General features: G+C 72.3%; 16 protein-coding genes. 12 read left to right on the forward strand and 4 right to left on the reverse strand.

Features of this window, described 5'->3' with window-relative positions; genetic code table 11:
- The first annotated feature begins 14 nt into the window (after window positions 1-14).
- Window positions 15-803: a class I SAM-dependent methyltransferase gene (locus tag ACFYX3_RS06445; RefSeq protein ID WP_389008786.1), complete on the forward strand. Its 789-nt coding sequence runs from the start codon at window positions 15-17 to the stop codon at window positions 801-803.
- Window positions 804-1,072: 269 nt separating this feature from the next.
- On the forward strand, window positions 1,073-1,462 hold the full coding sequence (locus ACFYX3_RS06450; protein ID WP_116161464.1) for a DUF3040 domain-containing protein: 390 nt from the start codon (window positions 1,073-1,075) through the stop codon (window positions 1,460-1,462).
- Between the two features lie 191 nt (window positions 1,463-1,653).
- Here the strand turns inward: ACFYX3_RS06450 and ACFYX3_RS06455 are convergent, their stop codons facing one another.
- The 4 genes from ACFYX3_RS06455 to ACFYX3_RS06470 all read right to left on the reverse strand — a co-directional run bounded on the left by ACFYX3_RS06455 (window position 1,654) and on the right by ACFYX3_RS06470 (window position 7,078).
- Window positions 1,654-4,044: a DUF3488 and DUF4129 domain-containing transglutaminase family protein gene (locus ACFYX3_RS06455; RefSeq protein WP_389008789.1), complete on the reverse strand. Its 2,391-nt coding sequence runs from the start codon at window positions 4,042-4,044 to the stop codon at window positions 1,654-1,656.
- Window positions 4,041-5,396, reverse strand: a complete 1,356-nt coding sequence (locus tag ACFYX3_RS06460; RefSeq protein ID WP_376584701.1) for a DUF58 domain-containing protein — start codon at window positions 5,394-5,396, stop codon at window positions 4,041-4,043. The genes ACFYX3_RS06455 and ACFYX3_RS06460 overlap by 4 nt, the downstream gene beginning before the upstream one ends.
- Window positions 5,396-6,415, reverse strand: coding sequence for an AAA family ATPase (locus ACFYX3_RS06465; RefSeq protein WP_389008792.1), 1,020 nt, complete (start codon window positions 6,413-6,415; stop codon window positions 5,396-5,398). Before ACFYX3_RS06465 ends, ACFYX3_RS06460 begins: the two co-directional genes overlap by 1 nt.
- A gap of 123 nt (window positions 6,416-6,538) precedes the next feature.
- The gene (locus tag ACFYX3_RS06470) at window positions 6,539-7,078 is read right to left on the reverse strand and encodes a beta-class carbonic anhydrase (protein WP_389008795.1); all 540 of its coding nucleotides are present in this window, start codon (window positions 7,076-7,078) and stop codon (window positions 6,539-6,541) included.
- Between the two features lie 279 nt (window positions 7,079-7,357).
- Here ACFYX3_RS06470 and rsmH point away from each other — a divergent pair, with 279 nt between their 5' ends.
- Genes rsmH through ACFYX3_RS06520 form a run of 10 tightly spaced genes read left to right on the forward strand, consistent with a single transcriptional unit; the run spans window position 7,358 to window position 19,736 of the window.
- On the forward strand, window positions 7,358-8,314 hold the full coding sequence (rsmH, locus tag ACFYX3_RS06475; protein ID WP_382651665.1) for a 16S rRNA (cytosine(1402)-N(4))-methyltransferase RsmH: 957 nt from the start codon (window positions 7,358-7,360) through the stop codon (window positions 8,312-8,314).
- Window positions 8,311-8,811 (forward strand): hypothetical protein, encoded by a 501-nt coding sequence (locus ACFYX3_RS06480; protein ID WP_376584705.1) that lies wholly within the window; start codon window positions 8,311-8,313, stop codon window positions 8,809-8,811. Before rsmH ends, ACFYX3_RS06480 begins: the two co-directional genes overlap by 4 nt.
- A gap of 7 nt (window positions 8,812-8,818) precedes the next feature.
- On the forward strand, window positions 8,819-10,801 hold the full coding sequence (locus ACFYX3_RS06485; RefSeq protein ID WP_389008800.1) for a penicillin-binding transpeptidase domain-containing protein: 1,983 nt from the start codon (window positions 8,819-8,821) through the stop codon (window positions 10,799-10,801).
- A 16-nt stretch (window positions 10,802-10,817) separates the two neighbouring features.
- Window positions 10,818-12,491 (forward strand): UDP-N-acetylmuramoyl-L-alanyl-D-glutamate--2,6-diaminopimelate ligase, encoded by a 1,674-nt coding sequence (locus ACFYX3_RS06490; RefSeq protein ID WP_389008802.1) that lies wholly within the window; start codon window positions 10,818-10,820, stop codon window positions 12,489-12,491.
- Window positions 12,492-12,495: 4 nt separating this feature from the next.
- Window positions 12,496-13,920 (forward strand): UDP-N-acetylmuramoyl-tripeptide--D-alanyl-D-alanine ligase, encoded by a 1,425-nt coding sequence (gene murF / locus ACFYX3_RS06495; RefSeq protein WP_389008805.1) that lies wholly within the window; start codon window positions 12,496-12,498, stop codon window positions 13,918-13,920.
- Window positions 13,917-14,987, forward strand: coding sequence for a phospho-N-acetylmuramoyl-pentapeptide-transferase (mraY, locus tag ACFYX3_RS06500; RefSeq protein WP_376584713.1), 1,071 nt, complete (start codon window positions 13,917-13,919; stop codon window positions 14,985-14,987). Before murF ends, mraY begins: the two co-directional genes overlap by 4 nt.
- Window positions 14,969-16,408: a UDP-N-acetylmuramoyl-L-alanine--D-glutamate ligase gene (gene murD / locus ACFYX3_RS06505; protein WP_376584714.1), complete on the forward strand. Its 1,440-nt coding sequence runs from the start codon at window positions 14,969-14,971 to the stop codon at window positions 16,406-16,408. Before mraY ends, murD begins: the two co-directional genes overlap by 19 nt.
- Before the next feature lie 55 nt (window positions 16,409-16,463).
- Window positions 16,464-17,804 carry a putative lipid II flippase FtsW gene (gene ftsW / locus ACFYX3_RS06510; protein ID WP_389008809.1) on the forward strand — a complete coding sequence of 447 codons (1,341 nt, stop codon included), beginning with the start codon at window positions 16,464-16,466 and terminating at the stop codon, window positions 17,802-17,804.
- A gap of 6 nt (window positions 17,805-17,810) precedes the next feature.
- Window positions 17,811-18,896, forward strand: a complete 1,086-nt coding sequence (gene murG / locus ACFYX3_RS06515; RefSeq protein ID WP_351180661.1) for an undecaprenyldiphospho-muramoylpentapeptide beta-N-acetylglucosaminyltransferase — start codon at window positions 17,811-17,813, stop codon at window positions 18,894-18,896.
- A 36-nt stretch (window positions 18,897-18,932) separates the two neighbouring features.
- The gene (locus ACFYX3_RS06520) at window positions 18,933-19,736 is read left to right on the forward strand and encodes a cell division protein FtsQ/DivIB (RefSeq protein ID WP_389008812.1); all 804 of its coding nucleotides are present in this window, start codon (window positions 18,933-18,935) and stop codon (window positions 19,734-19,736) included.
- Window positions 19,737-19,997 lie beyond the last annotated feature (261 nt).

Consider the following 19,997-nt stretch of genomic DNA (forward strand, 5'->3'; position numbering starts at 1 on the left):
AGGAGTCAACAGCCGTGCCGGACCCTTCCCCTGTCTTCGGTCGAGAGGCGTCATCGCGTCCGTCGCGCGCCTCCCTGCGTACCGCCGTCGTCTGGGACGTCCTCAAAGACGCCCTGGACCGCCGGGTCGAGGTCACCGGGAAGGACAGCCTCGACGTCCTCGACACGGGCGGCGGCTCCGGGAAGTTCGCGGTGCCGGTGGCAGGCCTCGGCCACCGGGTGACCGTCGTCGACCCCAGCCCCAACGCGCTCTTCGCGCTGGAGCGCCGGGCCGCCGAGGCCGGTGTCGCCGACCTCGTCACCGGCGTCCAGGGCGACATCCGCGGCCTCTTCGACGTGGTCGGACGCGAGGAGTACGACGCCGTGCTCTGCCACGGCGTCCTGGAGTACGTCGACGACCCCGCCGAGGGCGTGCGGAACGCCGCCGCGGCACTCCGCCCCGGCGGCAGCCTCAGCCTGCTCGCCGCCGGGGTCGGCGGCGCCGTCCTGGCCCGCGCCCTCGCCGGCCACTTCACCGAGGCCCGGCATGCGCTCGGCGACCCCGAGGGCCGCTGGGGCACCGGCGATCCCGTACCCCGGCGCTTCACCGCCGGGCAGCTCACCGAGCTGGCCGGCGAGGCCGGACTCGAGGTCGGCTCCGTGCACGGCGTCCGGGTCTTCGCCGACCTGGTCCCCGGGGTCCTCGTCGACACCGAGCCCGGCGCCGCCGAGGCCCTGCTCAAGCTGGAGGAGGCCGCCGCGGAGCTGCCCTCCTTCCACGCCATCGCCACCCAGCTGCACGTTCTCGGTGCGAAGCGGGGCTGAACAGGACGGCCGCCCGTTCGGCGGTACGGGCCGGGGCGCCCATGGAGTACGCCACAGCCCGCCCGATACGGGGCTCCGCCCCGTATGATCGGGGGACACCATCCGGCATGACGGACAGGGGGCTGGGGAATCAACGCCTCAGCAACCGATCCGCATGGCGGCCCGGATTGGCTATCGGTATGGAGGCGGGTTTCACGGGGGCGATTCCCTGCCTATCCTGAAAGGGCCGCAAACCGGTCGCCCCCGCGACCGACGACTAGGAGGACTCCGTGCCGCTCTCGGAGCACGAGCAGCGAATGCTCGAGCAGATGGAGCGAGCGCTGTACGCCGAAGATCCCAAGTTCGCGACAGCGCTCGAGGGAAGCGGACTGCGTACGTACACCCGGCGACGGGTTTACCAGGCAGTCGCCGGCTTCCTGGTGGGTATCGCGCTCCTCATGGCCGGAATGGTCGCACAGCAGATCTGGATCAGCGTGGTGGGATTCCTCGTCATGCTGGGCTGCGCGGTCCTGGCGGTCACCGGATGGCGCAAGGCGCCGAAGCCGGGTGAGCAGCGGGCGGCCGGTGGCCGTCAGGCTCGGCAGCGACGCTCCATGATGGACCGGATCGAAGCGCGGTGGCAGCGCCGCCGTGACGAACAGCAGGGCGGCGGCCACTGACGGCCCCCGCGCGATAGCGCCCGCCCCCACAACCACCCGAGCCCCGCAGGGCCCGCGCTTCCCAGCGCCTCCCCTGCGGGGCTCGTTCTGTTTGCGGGCCCGTGCCCGCTGCCGTGTGGGCAGTCGCCCCGCAGGGCGGAACGACTGCCCGCGACGGAGGCACTCGCCCGGCGGGCGCGCGCCGGGGCCGCCTAGTCCGCCTCGCGCGGAGACCGGCGCAGGCGGGACGTCGCCCGGGTTCTCGCGGTCTCCCAGCGGGTCCTCGTGGTGGTCCAGCGGGACGACCAGGTCCAGCGGAGGCGGGTCGCCGAGCGGGGGGCGAGGAGCGCGCGGAGGCGGGCGCGGCGGTCGGCGGCCGCGTGGAAGCCGGACCGGACCAGCGCAGCCGAGGACGCGAGGCCCGCGACCGGCTGCGGCCGAGGTGCGTACAGCACCTCCTCCACCGCCGACGCCACCCGGTGCACCGCCTCCGCCGGCTCGCCCCGCAGCTCACCGAGGTGGACGATCCGCTCCGCGGACTTCCGGGGCGTCAGGGAGTCGGAAGGCTCCACCCCGTAGTCCCAGGCGGTGTCGTTGATCTCCTCCCAGATCGCGAGCGGGTCCGAGCCCGAGCCGAGCCGCCGGGCCCTGATCCGGGTCCTCCAGAACAGGGGGAGGAAGGGGAGGGCCAGGACCAGGACGACCGCCAGGGACAGCAGCGTCACCGTCAGGGGGTCCGGACCCGAGCCGTCCGTGGACGCCCCCGCCACCGCCTCGTCCGGACCGCAGTCGCCGAGGCGGCGCTCCTGCGGGGTGCAGCTCGCCGAGGCGCTCGGCGCGGCGGACGGCTGCGCCGAGGCGGTCGCCTGCGGCTGCGCTGGCCCGGTGGCCGAGCCCGAGGGGGTGGTCTCCCGGGTGTACGAGGGCGTGGAGCCCCGCGAGGGCGTCGGCTCGAACCGGGTCCACCCGGCACCCTCGAAGTACAGCTCGGGCCAGGCGTGCGCGTCCCGGATGCCGACGGAGACCGATCCGTCGGTCTGGGTCGTGCCGGGCATGAAGCCGACGGCCACGCGGGCCGGGATGCCGAGGGCGCGGGCCATCGCCGCCATCGAGAAGGAGAAGTGGACGCAGAAGCCCTCCTTGTCCTTCAGGAAGCGGGAGATCGCCTGCACCCCGGTGCCGGACTCCACGTCCACGTCGTAGCGGAAGCCGCCGTCCTGGGCGAACCAGTCCTGGAGCTTCACCGCCCGCTCGTAGTCGTTCCGCGCGCCCTTGGTGACGGACAGGGCCGTCTCCCGCACGTCGGCGGGCAGCGTCGTGGGCACCTTGGTGTACTCGCGGCGCAGCTTCTCCGGGGCGGGCCCGGCTTCGGCCAGCTGCGCGGCCGTCGGCTGCACGTCGAAGCTGGCGACCTGGTAGCGGGCGCCGCTGGTGGTCTGCTTGTCGTCGCCGACGAGCATCCGGCCGGCCGGCTCGTACCGCCAGCGGCCGTCGATGTCGACCCGGCCGGCCGGGTACGGCATGGGCAGCCACTTCTGCTCGTACGCGTCGGAGGCGACGAAGTTGCTGGTCACCTCGGTGATCTTGACGCTCTGGGAGAGGCCGTCCGGCCAGGGCAGCTGCTTGGGCACGTCCTCGATCGGGCGGACGGAGGACTTCCACGAGGTGCCGTCGAACTGGTCGAGCGCGACGAGCCGCAGGTACATGCCGCTGGTGTCGCGGGCGTTGGTCCGGTAGCGCAGGACCTCCCGGTCCTCCGGCTGGCGGAGGTTGTTCTGCAGGGAGACCAGCGGGTTCACGGCGGAGATCGTGCCGCCCTTGCCCGCGCCGGCACCGCCCTCGCCGTCGCCGCCGCCGAAGAGGCCGCCGGAGAAGCCCGGCAGCGCGAACGGCACCACCAGCGCGATGCCCATGGCGACGGCGCCGATCCGGCGGCCGGTGCGGGCCGGGGCGAAGGCGGGTCCGCCGCCGGCGGCGACGGCGGAGCCGGGCCGGCCGGTGCGCTGGGCGCCGCCGAAGACGCGTCCCCACTGGGAGAGCCGGTCACGGCCCTCGGCGAGGAGGAGCAGCAGATAGCCGGAGGCCGCGAGGAGGAACCAGAGCCAGCCCGCGCCGCCGCCGGAGAGCCCGGCGGCCACGGAGTACAGGGCGAGCAGTGGCAGCCCGGCGGGGGCCGCCTTGCGGAAGGTGACCGCGAGGGTGTCCACGAGGAGCCCGATGGCGACGACCCCGCCGACCAGCATGAGCCGGATGCCCTCGGTGTCGGGCGCGGGGATCGCGTACCGGCCGACGTCCTCGGCGCCCGCCTGGAACAGCTCGACGGCGTGCGTGAGGGCCTGGGGGCCGGGGATCAGCCACAGGAGGGCCTGCTCGCGGGTGAAGATCAGGGTCAGCGCGAGGAGCACGGTGACGGTCTGGGCGAGCAGGGTCAGCGGCCGGGCCAGCGGCACCCGGCGGGCCAGCATGCCCACCCCGCTGACCAGGGCGAGGACGAAGGCCGCCGTGAAGATCCAGGTCGCCGGCTTCACCAGGGGGAGCAGCGCCCCGGCCGCCATCAGGGTGGCGCCCCAGGAAGCGAGCGTCAGCCGTGTGCGGCCGCTCATGACCATCCTCCGTAGGTGTCGGCGGCGGCGGTCTCCGGACGGAGCCCGGCCGCCTGCTGCCACAGGTCCGCGAGGGAGGCGCCGGGCGGTACGGCGAGCGCCGTCCAGCCCGCCTCGCGCAGCTGCCGCACCCGGTCGTCGACCGCTCCGGCGACCGCGCCGCCGGTGAGCCAGGTGCCGGAGTCCAGGACGAAGGCGACGGCCGCGCCGGACCGCCCGCGCATCTTGGCGGTGAGGGCGGCCTGCTCCTCGTCGAGGTCGCCGAGGAAGGCGATGAGCAGCCCGTCGCCGCCGCCGCGCAGCACGTCGGAGGCGCGGGAGAGCCCGGCCCCCTCGGAGTGGTCGACGACCGCGAGGGTGTCCATCATCAGTCCGGCCGCCTCGGCCGAGTCCTGTGCCGAGCCGGCGAAGCCCTCGGCCCCCTCGCCGGGGATCGCGCTGCCGGTGTCGGTGAGCAGCCGGACCGCGTAGCCGCGCTCCAGCATGTGGACGAGCACGGACGCGGTGCCGGAGACGGCCCATTCGAAGGCCGAGTCGGGGCCCCCGCCCTGGAAGGCGATCCGGCGGGTGTCGAGGAGGACCGTGCAGCGGGCCCGCTGGGGCAGCTCCTCGCGGCGGACCATCAGCTCGCCGTAGCGGGCGGTGGAGCGCCAGTGGACCCGGCGCAGGTCGTCGCCGTGGCGGTAGGTGCGCGGGATGACGTCGTCGTCGCCGGCGAGTGCGAGGGAGCGCGACTGCCCGTCCCCGTACCCCGAGGCCTCGCCGAAGAGCTTCACCGGCGGGAGGGCCTCGGTCCTCGGCACGACGGTGAGGGTGTCGTACGCGCTGAAGGAGCGGGTCAGCTCGCACATCCCGAAGGGGTCGTTGAGCCGCAGCTGGAGCGGGCCCAGCGGGAAGCGGCCGCGCAGGTCGGAGCGGACCCGGTAGGACACCTCGCGCCGCCCGCCGGCCTCGACCCGGTCGAGGACGAAGCGGGGGCGGGGCCCCAGCATGTACGGCACGTGGTCCTGGAGCATCAGGAGGCCGGTGGGCAGCTTGGAGACGTTCTCCATCCGCAGCTGGACCCGTGCCTCGGTGCCGGTCTCCACCCGCTGGGGGGTGAGCCGGCGGGAGGCGGCGACCCGGTAGCGGGTCCGGTGCAGCACGAGGACGCAGATCAGCGGGAGGGCGGCGAGCAGCAGTCCGACGCGCAGCAGATCGGCCTGGCCGAGGACGTACGCGCAGGCGGCGGCGGCCACTCCGGCGGCGAGGAAGGAGCGGCCGCGGGTGGTGAGACCGCCGAGGGCGGCCCGCAGCCCGCCCCGGTCGTCCTCGTCGCCCCGCGGTCCGTCCGGCACGGAGGCGCCACTCATCACAGCCGCCGGGCGCCGGGCTGCTGCTGGCCGTAGAGGGGTCCGGCGGGCGGGGCCGCGGCCGGGACGGGGGTGCGCTGCAGGATCTCCTGGACGACCTGCTCGGCGGTGCGGCGGTTCAGCTGGGCCTGCGCCGTCGGCAGCAGCCGGTGGGCGAGGACGGGCGCGGCGAGGGCCTGGAGGTCGTCGGGCAGGACGTACTCGCGGCCGCTGAGCGCCGCGGAGGCCTTGGCGGCCCGCAGCAGGTGGAGCGTGGCCCGGGGGGAGGCGCCGAGCCGCAGGTCGGGGTGGGTGCGGGTGGCGGCGACGATGTCGACCGCGTACCGCCGTACGGCGTCGGCGACGTGGACCCCGCGCACCGCGTCGATCAGCTTGAGGATGTCGTGGGCGTGGGCGACCGGCTGGAGGTCGTCCAGCGGGGAGACCGCGCCGTGCACGTCGAGCATCTGGAGCTCGGCCTCGGCGCTCGGGTAGCCCATGGAGACGCGGGCCATGAAGCGGTCGCGCTGGGCCTCGGGCAGCGGGTAGGTGCCCTCCATCTCGACCGGGTTCTGGGTGGCGACGACCATGAACGGGCTGGGCAGCTCGTACGTCTGGCCGTCGACCGTGACCTGGCGCTCCTCCATGGACTCCAGGAGCGCGGACTGGGTCTTCGGCGAGGCGCGGTTGATCTCGTCGCCGATCACGATCTGGGCGAAGATCGCGCCCGGCTTGAACTCGAAGTCCCGCCGCTGCTGGTCGAAGATCGACACGCCGGTGACGTCCGAGGGCAGCAGGTCGGGGGTGAACTGGATGCGGCGCACCGAGCAGTCGATGGACCGGGCCAGTGTCTTGGCCAGCATGGTCTTGCCCACGCCGGGGACATCCTCGATGAGGAGGTGTCCCTCGGCGAGCAGCACGGTCAGCGAAAGCCGTACGACCTCGGGCTTGCCCTCGATCACACTCTCCACCGATCGGCGGACTCGCTCCACAGTGGTGGTCAGATCAGCGAGGCTCGCTCGATCGTCATAGGTCGTCACCCCGGCCCTCCTCGGCCTTTCGGAACTGTCGTCCGAGCATTCTTGTTGCCGTGGCGAGGCCTGTCACTTGCATGCGGACAAGTGCGGGGGAAATGCCAGGGTTTGACGGTTTAAGTTGCTGGTTTAAGACGGGTCGATCTCGCGCAGCAGGCCGGTCGTCACGTCGAAGACGAAGCCGCGGACGTCGTCGGAGTGCAGCAGGAAGGGGGAGGTCCGCACCCGCTGCATCGACTGCCGGACGTCCTGGTCGACGTCGCGGAAGGCCTCGACCGCCCAGGCCGGGCGCTGGCCGACCTCGTCCTCCAGCTCGTGCCGGAAGTCCTCGGTGAGCGATTCGAGACCGCAGTTCGTGTGGTGCACCAGCATCACGCTGCGGGTGCCGAGCGCCCGCTGGCTGATGGTGAGCGAGCGGATCACGTCGTCGGTGACCACGCCGCCCGCGTTGCGGATGGTGTGGCAGTCGCCGAGTTCGAGGCCGAGGGCCGCGTGCAGGTCGAGACGGGCGTCCATGCAGGCGACGACGGCGACGCGCAGCACGGGACGCGCGTCCATTCCCGGGTCGCTGAAGTCGGAGGCGTAGTGGGCGTTGGCCTCGACGAGACGGTCGGTGACCGTCGAGCCGGTGCGTATGGCGTCGGCAGAGGGGTGCGCGGAGGTCGACATGGTTCCGACGGTAATGGTCACGCGCCTTTCCGGCCCGCTGTGAGAGCGGACAAAGAACATCAATGAGTCTTGTTGTGAGCTAACCCACAGATGGGGGCTCTCCGGGTCGCGCGGCACGCCAGTCGGTTGATTGACCGGCGCGTCCCGTGGACTAAAGTGACGCGAAGTTCACGGAGACAACGAGCGATTTCCGCGGTTTCTCCCCCGTGTGTGCGGCGGTACCTACGGCTCGGCCTCCTCCCGCGGTACGTGCCTCCGCGCCGGATCTGAGAGGGCGCATTGAGCAACGACCGACACGTCCCGGTGATGCTCCAGCGGTGCCTGGACATGTTGGCCCCCGCCTTGCAGCGCCCCGGCGCGGTCGTCGTCGACTGCACCCTGGGCCTCGGCGGCCACAGCGAGGCCCTGCTCGAGCGGTTCCCCGAGGCGCGGCTCGTCGCCCTCGACCGCGACAAGGAGGCCCTGCGGCTCTCCGGCGAGCGGCTCGCCCCGTACGGGGACCGGGCCACCCTCGTCCACGCCGTGTACGACGAGCTGCCCGAGGTCCTCGACCGGCTCGGCATCCCCAAGGTGGACGGCGTCCTCTTCGACCTGGGCGTCTCCTCCATGCAGCTGGACGAGGCCGACCGCGGCTTCGCCTACGCGCAGGACGCCCCGCTCGACATGCGCATGGACCAGACGACCGGCATCAGCGCGGCCGAGGTCCTCAACACCTACCCGGCGGGCGAGCTGGTCCGCATCCTGCGCGCGTACGGCGAGGAGAAGCAGGCCAAGCGGATCGTCTCCGCGATCGTGCGCGAGCGCGAGAAGGAGCCCTTCACCAACAGCGCCCGGCTCGTCGAGCTCATCCGCGACGCGCTGCCCCAGGCCGCCAAGCGCACCGGCGGCAACCCGGCCAAGCGGACCTTCCAGGCCCTGCGCATCGAGGTCAACCGCGAGCTCGACAGCGTCGAGAAGGCCATCCCGGCGGCCGTGAAGGCCCTCGCCGTCGGCGGACGGGTCGTCGTCCTCTCGTACCAGTCCCTGGAGGACCGGATCGTCAAGGGCGTCTTCGCGGCCGGCGCGGCCACCACCGCCCCGCCCGGACTTCCGGTCGTCCCCGAGAAGTACCAGCCCCGGCTCAAGCTGCTCACCCGGGGCGCCGAGCTGCCCACCGAGGAGGAGGTCGCCGAGAACCGGCGCGCCGCCCCCGCCCGGCTCCGGGGCGTCGAGCGCATCAGGGAAGACGTCCTGTGAGCACGGCGAAGGGGCCCCTCAAAGGGCGGGCCGCGCGGCTCGGACGGCTCATGCCGTCGGGGCCCAGCTCGGCCGCCCGCACCCCCTTCGTCCTGCTCGTCGTCGTCCTGCTCGGCGGCGGGCTGATCTCCCTGCTGCTGCTGAACTCGGCCCTCAACGAGGGCTCCTTCAAGCTGAACGAGCTCAAGGACAGGACGACCGAGCTCACCGACGAGGAGCAGGCCCTCCAGCGGGACGTCGACGACTACGCGGCCCCCGACGCCCTCGAGCGGCGGGCCCGCGAGCTCGGCATGGTCCCCGGCGGCAGCCCCGCCTTCCTGGGCCCGGACGGCAAGGTCCTCGGCGAACCCTCGGTCGCGGTCGCCCCCGAGCCGACCCCGAAGCCCAGGCCCAAGCCGGCGGGCACCCCGAAGCCGCCCGCGGCCACGAACACGCCCACGGCGCCGCGTACGCCCGCGAACCCGACCGCCGACCCCACCACTACTTCCGGTAGGTGACCGAGCCGTGCCCTCCAAGGAGCCCCCGCGTCGCCGTGTCCCCGGGCCCGCGCGGCCCGCACGTCCCCGGACCGCCTCCGCCGGAGGCCGCGCGCCCGGAGCGCGCCCGACCCGCCCCGCCCCGCGCCCGGCAGCGAAGCGGCCGCCGGCCCGGCAGCCCCGCACCATCCGGCTCGGCAGCCCCCGGCCCCGGCTGCGGCTGATCTCCCTCGGCCTGACGCTGGTCATGCTGGTCTTCGTGGTCCGGCTGCTCCAGGTCCAGGCCGTCGACGCCAGTGCGTACGCCGCGAAGGCCGACAAGTACCGCTTCCAGGAGTACACGCTCTCCGCCGAGCGCGGCGAGATCACCGACCGCAACGGCATCGCGCTCGCCGACAGCGTCGACGCGTACGACATCACCGCCGACCCCAAGCTCTTCACCCGCGAGGAGTCGAAGACCGCCGACGCCCCCGAGCAGGCGGCCGCGCTCCTCGCCCCGATCCTCGGCAAGGAACCCGCCGAGCTCGCGAAGAAGCTCCGTACCCCCAAGTCCCGCTACACCCTGCTCGCCCGCAAGCAGACCCCGCAGGTCTGGAACCAGATCAAGGACCTCAAGCGGGTCTACGGGCAGAAGGCGCAGGCCGTCGGCGGCAACGGGATCAACCTCCTCGGCGGCATCCTCAGCGAGCCCAGCACCAAGCGCGTGTACCCGAACGGCGAGCTCGCCGCCGGGATACTGGGATACGTCAACGCCGAGGGCCGCGGCGCCGGCGGCCTGGAGTCCATGCTCGACCAGGAGCTCGCCGGCAAGGACGGCAAGATCCGCTTCACCCAGTCCGGCGGCCGCCAGGTGCCCACCGCGGGCTCCCAGGGCACCCCCGCCGTCCCCGGCTCCGACATCGAGCTGACCATCGACCGGGACATCCAGTGGGCCGCCCAGCAGGCCATCACCGAGCAGGTGAAGAAGTCCAAGGCCGACCGCGGCTACGTCGTCGTGCAGAACACCAGGACCGGCGAGGTCCTCGCCATGGCCAACGCCCCCGGCTTCGACCCCAACGACCTCTCCGCCGCCAACGCCGCCGCCATGGGCAACGCCGCCCTCCAGGACGCCTACGAGCCCGGCTCCACCAGCAAGGTCATGTCCATGGCCGCCGTCCTGGAGGAGGGCAAGGCGGCCCCCGACACCCACGTCACCGTCCCCAACCGGCTCCACCGCGGCGACCGGCTCTTCAAGGACGACATCGACCACAGGACCTGGTACCTGACCCTCAACGGCGTCCTCGCCAAGTCCAGCAACATCGGCACCATCCTCGCCACCGGCCAGCTCGGCAAGACCCAGGCCGAGTCCAACCGGGTCCTCTACTCCTACCTGCGCAAGTTCGGCATCGGCAGCCCCACCGGCCTGCACTACCCGGGCGAGACCCCCGGCATCCTCGCCAAGCCGCAGGACTGGTCCACCTCGCAGCAGTACACGATCCCCTTCGGTCAGGGCCTCTCCGTCAGCGCCATGCAGGCCGCCTCCGTGTACTCGACCATCGCCAACGGAGGCGTACGGATCGAGCCGACCCTCGTGCGCGGCACCAAGGGCCCCGACGGACGCTTCACCGCGGCCCCCGCGCCCAAGGAGTCCCGGGTGATCAGCGAGAAGACCTCCAAGACCCTCGCGCGGATGCTGGAGTCCGTCGTGAAGGACCGGGAGGGCACCGGCACCAAGGCCGCCATCCCCGGCTACCGCGTCGCCGGCAAGACCGGCACCGCCAACCGCGTCGACCCCGAGCTCGGCCGCTACAAGGGCTACACGGCCTCCTTCGCCGGCTTCGCCCCCGCCGACGACCCGCAGATCACCGTCTACTGCGCCATCCAGAACCCCACCAAGGGCAGCTACTTCGGCGGCCAGATCTGCGGCCCCATCTACAAGAAGGTCATGGAGTTCGCGCTCAAGACCCTCCACGTCGCCCCCACGGGCAGCGCCCCCGCCCGACTGCCGGTCGACTTCGAACCCACCCCGTGACACTCCGGGAGCACCAGTGACAACGATCACCCCTCATTCCGGGAACCGGAAATCGAACTCCGGCGAGGCCCCGGGCTCTTTTGGCCCCGCACAGGGTGCGCCCGGTACGCTCACCGCCGTGCCACACGCTGATCAGTACCGAAACACCCCACCCCGGCCGGAGCAGGCCCGCCCGACACCCCTGGGCGACCTGGCCGCGCAGCTCGGGGTCGACGCCCCCCAGGCCGCCGAGATCTCGGGCATCACGCACGACTCGCGGGCCGTGCGCCCCGGTGACGTGTACGCGGCCCTGCCCGGCGCCCGCACCCACGGCGCGGACTTCGTCGCCCAGGCCGCCGGACTCGGCGCCGCCGCGATCCTCACCGACCCGGCCGGCGCCGAGCGCGCCGCCGCGACCGGCCTGCCGGTCCTCGTCGTGGAGAACCCGCGCGGCCGGATGGGCGAACTCGCCGCCGCGATCTACGGGCGCCCGGGCGAGGACCTCCTCCAGATCGGCATCACCGGCACCTCCGGCAAGACCACCACCGCCTACCTGGTCGAGGGGGGCCTGCGCGGCTCCGGGCGGAGGACCGGGCTCGTCGGCACCGTCGAGATGCGGATCGGTGACGAGCGCATCAAGTCCGAGCGCACCACCCCCGAGGCCACCGACCTCCAGGCCCTCTTCGCCGTCATGCGCGAGCGGGGCGTCGAGGCCGTCGCCATGGAGGTCTCCAGCCACGCCCTCGTGCTCGGCCGGGTCGACGGCTGCGTCTTCGACGTCGCCGTCTTCAACAACCTCAGCCCGGAGCACATGGAGTTCCACTCCGACATGGAGGACTACTTCCAGGCCAAGGCCGGGCTCTTCACGCCCGAGCGCAGCCGCCTGGGCGTGGTCAACCTCGACGACGCGTACGGCCGCAGGCTCGTCGCGGAGGCGAACGTCCCGGTCGTCACCTTCTCCGCCGAGGGCCGCACCGAGGCCGACTGGCGCGCCGAGGACCTCGTCCTCGGCTCCCACGACTCGACGTTCACCGCCGTCGGCCCCGGGGGAGAGCGGGTTCCGGCCACCGCCCCGCTGCCCGGCCCGTTCAACGTCGCCAACACCCTCGCCGCGATCGCGACCCTCGCCGCCGCCGGCCTCGACCCGAAGGCCGCCGCCGAGGGCGTCGCCGCCGTGCCCGGCGTCCCGGGCCGCCTGGAGCGGGTCGACGCCGGCCAGCCGTACCTCGCGGTCGTCGACTACGCGCACAAGACGGACGCCGTCGAATCGGTCCTGCGCTCCCTGCGCGAGGTCACCGAGGGCCGGCTGCACGTGGTCATCGGCTGCGGCGGCGACCGGGACACCACCAAGCGCGGCCCGATGGGCGCCGCCGCCGCCCGGCTCGCCGACACCGCCGTCCTGACCTCCGACAACCCCCGCTCCGAGGACCCCCTGGTGATCCTCAGCGCCATGCTCGCGGGCGCCGCCGAGGTGCCGGCGGAGGAGCGCGGCGACGTCCTGGTCGAACCCGACCGGGCCGCCGCCATCGCCGCGGCCGTCTCCCGCGCGCGGCCCGGCGACACCGTCCTGGTCGCCGGCAAGGGCCACGAGCAGGGCCAGGAGATCGCCGGGGTCGTACGCCCCTTCGACGACCGTCAGGTCCTGCGCGAGGCGATTCTCAGCCAGCAGAAGCAGCAGGACGCACACCGTCACGAGAACAGTCAGGGATGAAGCAGTGATCGCCCTCTCCCTCGCCGAGATCGCCGAAATCGTCGGCGGGCAGGCGCACGACATACCGGATCCGGCCACCCGGGTCACCGGGCCCGTCGTCATCGACTCCCGCGAGGTGCGGGCCGGCAGCCTGTTCGCGGCCTTCGCCGGTGAGCACGTCGACGGGCACGACTACGCGGAGCGCGCCGTCGCGGCGGGAGCGGTGGCCGTGCTCGCCGCCCGCCCCGTCGGCGTCCCCGCCATCGTCGTCGACGACGTCCAGACCGCGCTCGGGGCCCTCGCCCGAGCGGTGGTCGAACGGCTCGGCACCGATGTCGTCGCCCTGACCGGTTCGGCCGGCAAGACCTCCACCAAGGACCTGATCGCCCAGGTCCTCGACCGGCACGCGCCCACCGTGTGGACGCCCGGCTCCCTCAACAACGAGATCGGCCTGCCGCTCACGGCGCTCCGCGCGAGCGACGAGACCCGGCACCTGGTCCTGGAGATGGGCGCCCGCGGCATCGGCCACATCCGCTACCTGACGGAGCTCACCCCGCCCCGCATCGGCCTCGTCCTGAACGTGGGCACCGCCCACATCGGCGAGTTCGGCGGCCGGGAGCAGATCGCCGAGGCGAAGGGCGAGCTCGTCGAGTCCCTGCCGTCCGCCGAGGACGGCGGCATCGCCGTCCTCAACGCCGACGATCCGCTCGTCCGCGCGATGGCGGACCGCACCAAGGCCCGCGTGACCCTGTTCGGAGAAGCGGACGAAGCGGCCGTACGGGCCGAGAACGTCCACCTCACAGAGAGCGGACAGCCTTCTTTCAGGCTTCACACACCCACCGGGTGCAGTGACGTGACCTTGCGCCTGTACGGTGAGCACCACGTGTCGAACGCGCTCGCAGCGGCCGCCGTCGCGCACGAGCTGGGCATGCCTGTCGAAGAGATCGCCACCGCGCTCTCCGAGGCCGGCACCCTGTCGCGCTGGCGCATGGAGGTCACCGAGCGTCCGGACGGCGTGACGATCGTCAACGACGCCTACAACGCGAATCCCGAGTCCATGCGAGCCGCCCTGCGCGCGCTCGCGGCCATGGGCAGGGCCGCACAGGCCCGAGGGGCTCGTACGTGGGCGGTGCTCGGCAAGATGGCCGAGCTCGGTGACGCATCGCTCGTCGAGCACGACGCGGTCGGACGGCTCGCCGTCCGGCTCAACGTCAGCAAGCTCGTGGCGGTCGGGGACAGGGAAGCGTCCTGGCTGCAACTGGGCGCATATAACGAGGGTTCGTGGGGTGAGGAGTCGGTGCACGTGTCCGACGCGCAGGCGGCTGTCGACCTGTTGCGCAGGGAGCTGCGTCCGGGGGACGTCGTCCTTGTGAAGGCTTCCAGGTCGGTCGGTCTCGAACAGGTCGCGCTGGCGCTCCTCGACACCGAGGGCGAGGTCACCGGCCGATGAGGCAGATCCTCTTCGCGGGGGCCATCGGGCTCTTCCTGACCCTGATCGGCACGCCGCTGCTGATCAAGCTCCTCGCCCGCAAGGGGTACGGGCAGTTCATCCGGGACGACGGCCCGCGCGGTCACGCCGGGAAGAAGGGCACGCCCACCATGGGCGGCATCTCCTTCATCCTGGCCACGCTCATCGCGTACGCGCTGGCCAAGGTCATCACCGGCGAGGACCCGACGTACTCGGGCGTCCTGGTGCTGTTCCTGATGGCCGGCATGGGCCTGGTGGGCTTCCTCGACGACTACATCAAGATCGTCAAGCAGCGCTCGCTCGGTCTGCGGGCCAAGGCGAAGATGGCCGGCCAGCTGATCGTCGGCATCGCCTTCGCCGTGCTCGCGCTGCAGTTCGCCGACCTGCGCGGCAACACCCCGGCCTCCACGAAGCTCTCCTTCATCACGGACTTCGGCTGGGCCATCGGCCCGGTGCTCTTCGTGGTCTGGGCACTCTTCATGATCCTGGCCATGTCCAACGGCGTGAACCTGACGGACGGCCTGGACGGCCTCGCCACCGGCGCCTCGGTGATGGTCTTCGGCGCGTACACCTTCATCGGGCTCTGGCAGTTCCAGGAGTCCTGTGCCAACGCGATCACGCTGACCAACCCCAACGCCTGCTTCGAGGTCCGCGACCCGCTCGACCTCGCGGTCGTGGCCTCCGCGCTGATGGGCGCCTGCTTCGGCTTCCTCTGGTGGAACACCTCGCCCGCCAAGATCTTCATGGGCGACACCGGCTCGCTCGCCCTCGGCGGCGCCCTCGCCGGTCTCGCCATCTGCTCCCGTACGGAGCTCCTGCTGGCCCTGCTCGGCGGCCTGTTCGTCCTGATCACGATGTCCGTGGTCATCCAGGTCGGCTCGTTCAAGATGACCGGCAAGCGCGTCTTCCGGATGGCACCCCTCCAGCACCACTTCGAACTCAAGGGGTGGTCCGAGGTCCTGGTCGTCGTCCGGTTCTGGATCATCCAGGGCATGTGCGTGATCGTGGGCCTGGGCCTCTTCTACGCGGGATGGGCATCGGAAAAGTGACAGAACAGCTCGACTGGAACGGCAAGAAGGTCACCGTCGCGGGACTCGGGGTCTCCGGCATCCCGGCCGCCCGCGTCCTGCACGCCCGCGGCGCGCTCGTGACCGTCGTCAACGACGGCGATGACGAGCGCTCCCGGGCGCAGGCCGCGGAGTTGGAGGCGGAGGGCATCACCGTCCGCCTCGGCGACGGGGCCACCCTGCCGACCGGCACCGAGCTGATCGTCACCACCCCCGGCTGGCAGCCCGACAAGCCCCTCTTCACGGCCGCCGCCGAGGCGGGCGTGGAGGTCTGGGGCGACGTCGAGCTCGCGTGGCGCCTGCGAGGCCCCGATGCCGCCCCGTGGCTCGCGGTCACCGGCACCAACGGCAAGACCACGACCGTGCGGATGCTCGCCTCGATCCTGGAGGCGGCAGGCCTGCGGACCGCCGCCGTCGGCAACATCGGGGTCTCGCTCCTCGACGCCGTCCTCGGCGAGGAGACGTACGACGTCCTCGCCGTCGAGCTCTCCAGCTACCAGCTGCACTGGGCGCCCTCCGTCCGCGCCCACTCGGCCGCCGTGCTCAACCTGGCGCCCGACCACCTCGACTGGCACGGCTCCATGGAGGCGTACGCCGCCGACAAGGGCCGCATCTACGAGGGCAACCAGGTCGCCTGCGTCTACAACGTCGCCGACAAGGTCACCGAGGACCTGGTGCGCGAGGCCGACGTCGAGGAGGGCTGCCGGGCCATCGGCTTCACCCTCGGCACCCCCGGCCCCTCCCAGCTCGGCGTCGTCGAGGGCATCCTCGTCGACCGGGCCTTCGTCGCGAACCGGCAGAAGAACGCCCAGGAGCTCGCCGAGGTCGCCGACGTCCAGCCGCCGGCCCCGCACAACATCGCCAACGCCCTCGCCGCGGCCGCCCTCGCGCGCGCCTTCGGCGTCGAGCCGAAGGCCGTACGGGACGGTCTCAAGGCCTTCCGGCCCGACCCGCACCGCATCGAACTGGTCGAGGAGGTCCAGGGAGTCGCGTACGTCGACGACTCCAAGGCCACCAACACCCACGCCGCCGAAGCCTCGTTGGCCGCCTACGACCCGATCGTCTGGATCGCCGGCGGCCTCGCCAAGGGCGCGACCTTCGACGAGCTCGTCCAGCGGTCGGCGAAGCGGCTGCGCGGGGCCGTGCTGATCGGCGCCGACCGCGCCCTGATCCGCGAAGCCCTGGCGCGACACGCCCCGGAGGTCCCGGTGGTGGACCTCGACCGGACCGACACTGGGGCGATGTCCGAGGCGGTCCGCGAGGCGGCCCGGCTCGCCGCCCCGGGGGACACGGTCCTGCTCGCCCCGGCCTGCGCCTCGATGGACATGTTCACCAACTACAACAAGCGGGGCGAGGCCTTCGCGGACGCCGTCCGCGCCCTCGCCGCCACCGGGGACGCCTGACCCGACCAGCGGGAGGGTCCGGCCGGACCGGGCACGACTGGAGGGGACAGCGACCATGCCGAGCAAGATCGTCGGGACACGCCGGCCTTCCGCCGTACGCGGCGGAGGGCGGGCCCCCGCGACCCCGCGGCGGCCGCGCGGCGGAGGCGTCCGGGGCCTGTACGAACGGCTCCGCAAGGCCTGGGACCGCCCTCTCACGGCGTACTACGTGATCATCGGGGCCGGGCTGCTCATCACCACGCTCGGCCTCGTGATGGTCTACTCCGCCTCGATGATCACGGCGCTCCGCTACGACCTCGTGCCCTCGTACTTCTTCCGGAAGCAGTTCGTCGCCGCGCTCCTCGGCACCGGACTGCTCCTGATCGCCTCCCGGATGCCGGTCAAGCTGCACCGGGCGCTCGCCTACCCGATCCTGGCCGGCGCGGTCTTCCTCATGGTGCTCGTGCAGATCCCCGGGATAGGGCACGCGGTCAACGGCAACCGGAACTGGATCTCGCTCGGCGGCCCCTTCCAGCTCCAGCCCAGCGAGTTCGGCAAGCTGGGGCTGATCCTGTGGGGGGCCGACCTGCTCGCCCGCAAGCAGGACATGCGGCTCCTGACCCAGTGGAAGCACATGCTGGTGCCGCTGGTCCCCGGGGCGTTCATGCTGCTCGGGCTGATCATGCTCGGCGGCGACATGGGCACCTCGATCATCCTCGCGGCCATCCTCTTCGGCCTGCTGTGGACGGCCGGAGCGCCCACCCGGCTCTTCGTCGGCGTGCTCGCGGTGGCCGGTGCGATCGGCGTGCTGCTCATCAAGACGAGCTCGAACCGGATGAGGCGCTTCGACTGCATCGGCGCGACCGACCCCGGCGGCGAGGGAGCCCCCTGTCTGCAGGCCGCGCACGGAATCTATGCTCTGGCCTCGGGCGGATGGTTCGGTTCCGGGCTCGGTGCGAGCGTCGAGAAATGGGGCCAACTGCCCGAGGCGCACACCGACTTCATCTTCGCGGTCACCGGTGAGGAACTGGGTCTCGCGGGGACGCTGTCGGTACTCGCCCTGTTCGCGGCTCTAGGCTATGCGGGTATCCGCGTGGCCGGAGGCACGGAGGACCCCTTCGTGAGGTTCGCCGCGGGAGGTGTGACCACCTGGATCACGGCTCAGGCCGTGATCAACATCGGTGCGGTGCTCGGCCTGTTGCCGATCGCCGGTGTCCCGCTCCCGCTGTTCTCCTACGGAGGGTCGGCCCTGCTGCCGACCATGTTCGCCGTCGGGCTCCTCATCGCCTTCGCGCGACAGGAACCCGCCGCGAAAGCGGCCCTGGCCATGCGCCGCCCCGGCTGGGGCAAGCGGGCCGGGAAGAGATGGAAGTCGATGCGACGGCGCGTCAAGAAGCGCCCGTCCGGAGAGCGGTGAATTTCGGTGCATGTCGTACTCGCCGGCGGGGGGACCGCCGGCCACATCGAGCCCGCGCTCGCCCTCGCGGACGCCCTGCGCAGGCAGGACCCCAGCGTGGGGATCACGGCGCTCGGCACGGAGAAGGGTCTGGAGACCCGGCTCGTGCCCGAGCGGGGCTACGAGTTGGCGCTCATCCCCGCCGTACCGCTGCCCCGCAAGCCCACCCCCGAGCTGATCACCGTCCCCGGGCGGCTGCGCGGCACGATCAAGGCGGCCGAGCAGGTCCTGGAGCGCACCAAGGCGGACTGCGTGGTCGGCTTCGGCGGCTACGTGGCCCTGCCCGGCTATCTGGCGGCCAAGCGCCTCGGGGTGCCCATCGTGGTCCACGAGGCCAACGCCCGGCCCGGCCTCGCCAACAAGATCGGTTCGCGGTACGCGGCCGGGGTCGGCGTCGCCACCCCGGACAGCAAGCTGCGCAACGCCCGGTACATCGGCATCCCGCTGCGGCACACCATCGCGACCCTCGACCGGGCGCGGGTGCGGCCCGAGGCGCGTGCCGCCTTCGGCCTCGACCCGAACCTGCCGACGCTGCTGGTCTCCGGCGGTTCGCAGGGCGCCCGCCGGCTCAACGAGGTGATCCAGCAGATCGCCCCGGTGCTCCAGCGCTCCGGCATCCAGATCCTGCACGCGGTCGGCCCGAAGAACGAGCTGCCGCGCGTCGACAACATGCCCGGTATGCCGCCGTACGTGCCGGTACCGTACGTGGACCGGATGGATCTCGCGTACGCCGCGGCCGACATGATGCTCTGCCGCGCGGGCGCGATGACCGTCGCCGAGCTCTCCGCCGTCGGGCTGCCCGCCGCGTACGTCCCGCTGCCCATCGGCAACGGCGAACAGCGGCTCAACGCCCAGCCGGTGGTCAAGGCCGGCGGTGGACTCCTCGTCGACGACGCGGAACTGACGCCGCAGTGGGTGCAGGGCAACGTCCTGCCCGTACTGGCCGATCCGCACCGTTTGTACGAGATGTCCCGTGCCGCCGCCGAGTTCGGCCGCCGGGACGCCGACGACCTGCTCGTCGGCATGGTGTACGAGGCGATCGCCTCCCGCTAGCAGCGGCGGCGGGGGACTGAGGGCAGGAGGCGCCGGGTGGCAGCCGGACCGACGACCGCGGAGAAGCGCGGTACCAGCAAGTCGAAGGGGTCGTCGGGGCGGTCGTCCGGCGCCAACAACCGGAACCGTAGGTTCCGGGTACCCGCCCCCCGGGTCCTCCTCGTGGTGCTCGGCCTCGTCGCGCTCGTGGTCGGCGGGGTCTGGGCGCTCTACGGCTCGACCTGGTTCCGTGTGGAACGTGTGAAGACTTCCGGCACCCGGGTCCTGACCCCGGCCGAGGTCGAGGCGGTCGCCGCCGTCCCGATGGGCGCCCCGCTCGTCACCGTCGACACCGAAGCGATCGCGGCCCGGCTCCGGCAGGAGCTGCCGCGGATCGAGTCGATCGACGTCGAGCGGTCATGGCCGCACGGAATCGGGCTGAAAGTGACGGAACGGCAGCCTGTTCTTCTGGTGGAAAAGGGCGGAAAGTTCACCGAAGTGGACGCGACGGGGCTGCGGTTCGCCACCGTCGACACCGCCCCCCGCGGCGTCCCCCGGCTCGTCCTCGACGGCGCCTCCTCGCCGAGCCTCCGCCGCTTCGGCGCGGACCGCTTGCTCCGGGAGGCGGTCCGCGTCCGGGGTGAACTCCCGGCGCAGATCGTCCGGGACACTCGTGTCGTGCGCATCACCTCGTACGACTCCGTCACCCTGGAGCTGACCGGGGGCCGAACGGTCTTCTGGGGCAGTGGTGAGGACGGCTCGGTCAAGGCCCGGGTGCTGACCGCCCTCATGAAGGCAAGTCCCAAAGCGGGTCACTTCGACGTAAGTGCCCCCACAGCGCCCGCTTCGTCCGGGAGTTGACGGTCATCTCCGCTGGCCAGCACCCTGGTTGGCCAGCGCTACGGGTGATCACATAGGGTGAAAAGAAAAACGGGAGGTTCGGCGTGTTCGTTGAACGTGCGCCACTTGTCGACTTAGTGTCCTGTTCGGAAGAGTCCAGCGAACAGCGACACTGGTAACCCTAAACTTCAACGTTAGGGTTCGGGTCGGCGTTCGGACCGTCCCAATCGGCATCCGTCGGAGCGGCGCGACCAACCGCGCAGCGACGACACGTAACTCGAG

This window comes from Streptomyces sp. NPDC002463, from assembly GCF_042889835.1.
In the GTDB taxonomy this organism is placed as follows: domain Bacteria; phylum Actinomycetota; class Actinomycetes; order Streptomycetales; family Streptomycetaceae; genus Streptomyces; species Streptomyces nymphaeiformis.

What these genes read in the sequence shown, in the direction of transcription:
- ACFYX3_RS06455 (WP_389008789.1), bottom strand. Translation starts at nt 4,044, where the DNA reads ATGAGCGGCCGCACACGGCTGACGCTCGCTTCCTGGGGCGCCACCCTG.
- ACFYX3_RS06460 (WP_376584701.1), bottom strand. Translation starts at nt 5,396, where the DNA reads ATGAGTGGCGCCTCCGTGCCGGACGGACCGCGGGGCGACGAGGACGAC.
- ACFYX3_RS06470 (WP_389008795.1), bottom strand. Translation starts at nt 7,078, where the DNA reads ATGTCGACCTCCGCGCACCCCTCTGCCGACGCCATACGCACCGGCTCG.
- mraY (WP_376584713.1), top strand. Translation starts at nt 13,917, where the DNA reads ATGAGGCAGATCCTCTTCGCGGGGGCCATCGGGCTCTTCCTGACCCTG.
- murD (WP_376584714.1), top strand. Translation starts at nt 14,969, where the DNA reads ATGGGCATCGGAAAAGTGACAGAACAGCTCGACTGGAACGGCAAGAAG.
- ftsW (WP_389008809.1), top strand. Translation starts at nt 16,464, where the DNA reads ATGCCGAGCAAGATCGTCGGGACACGCCGGCCTTCCGCCGTACGCGGC.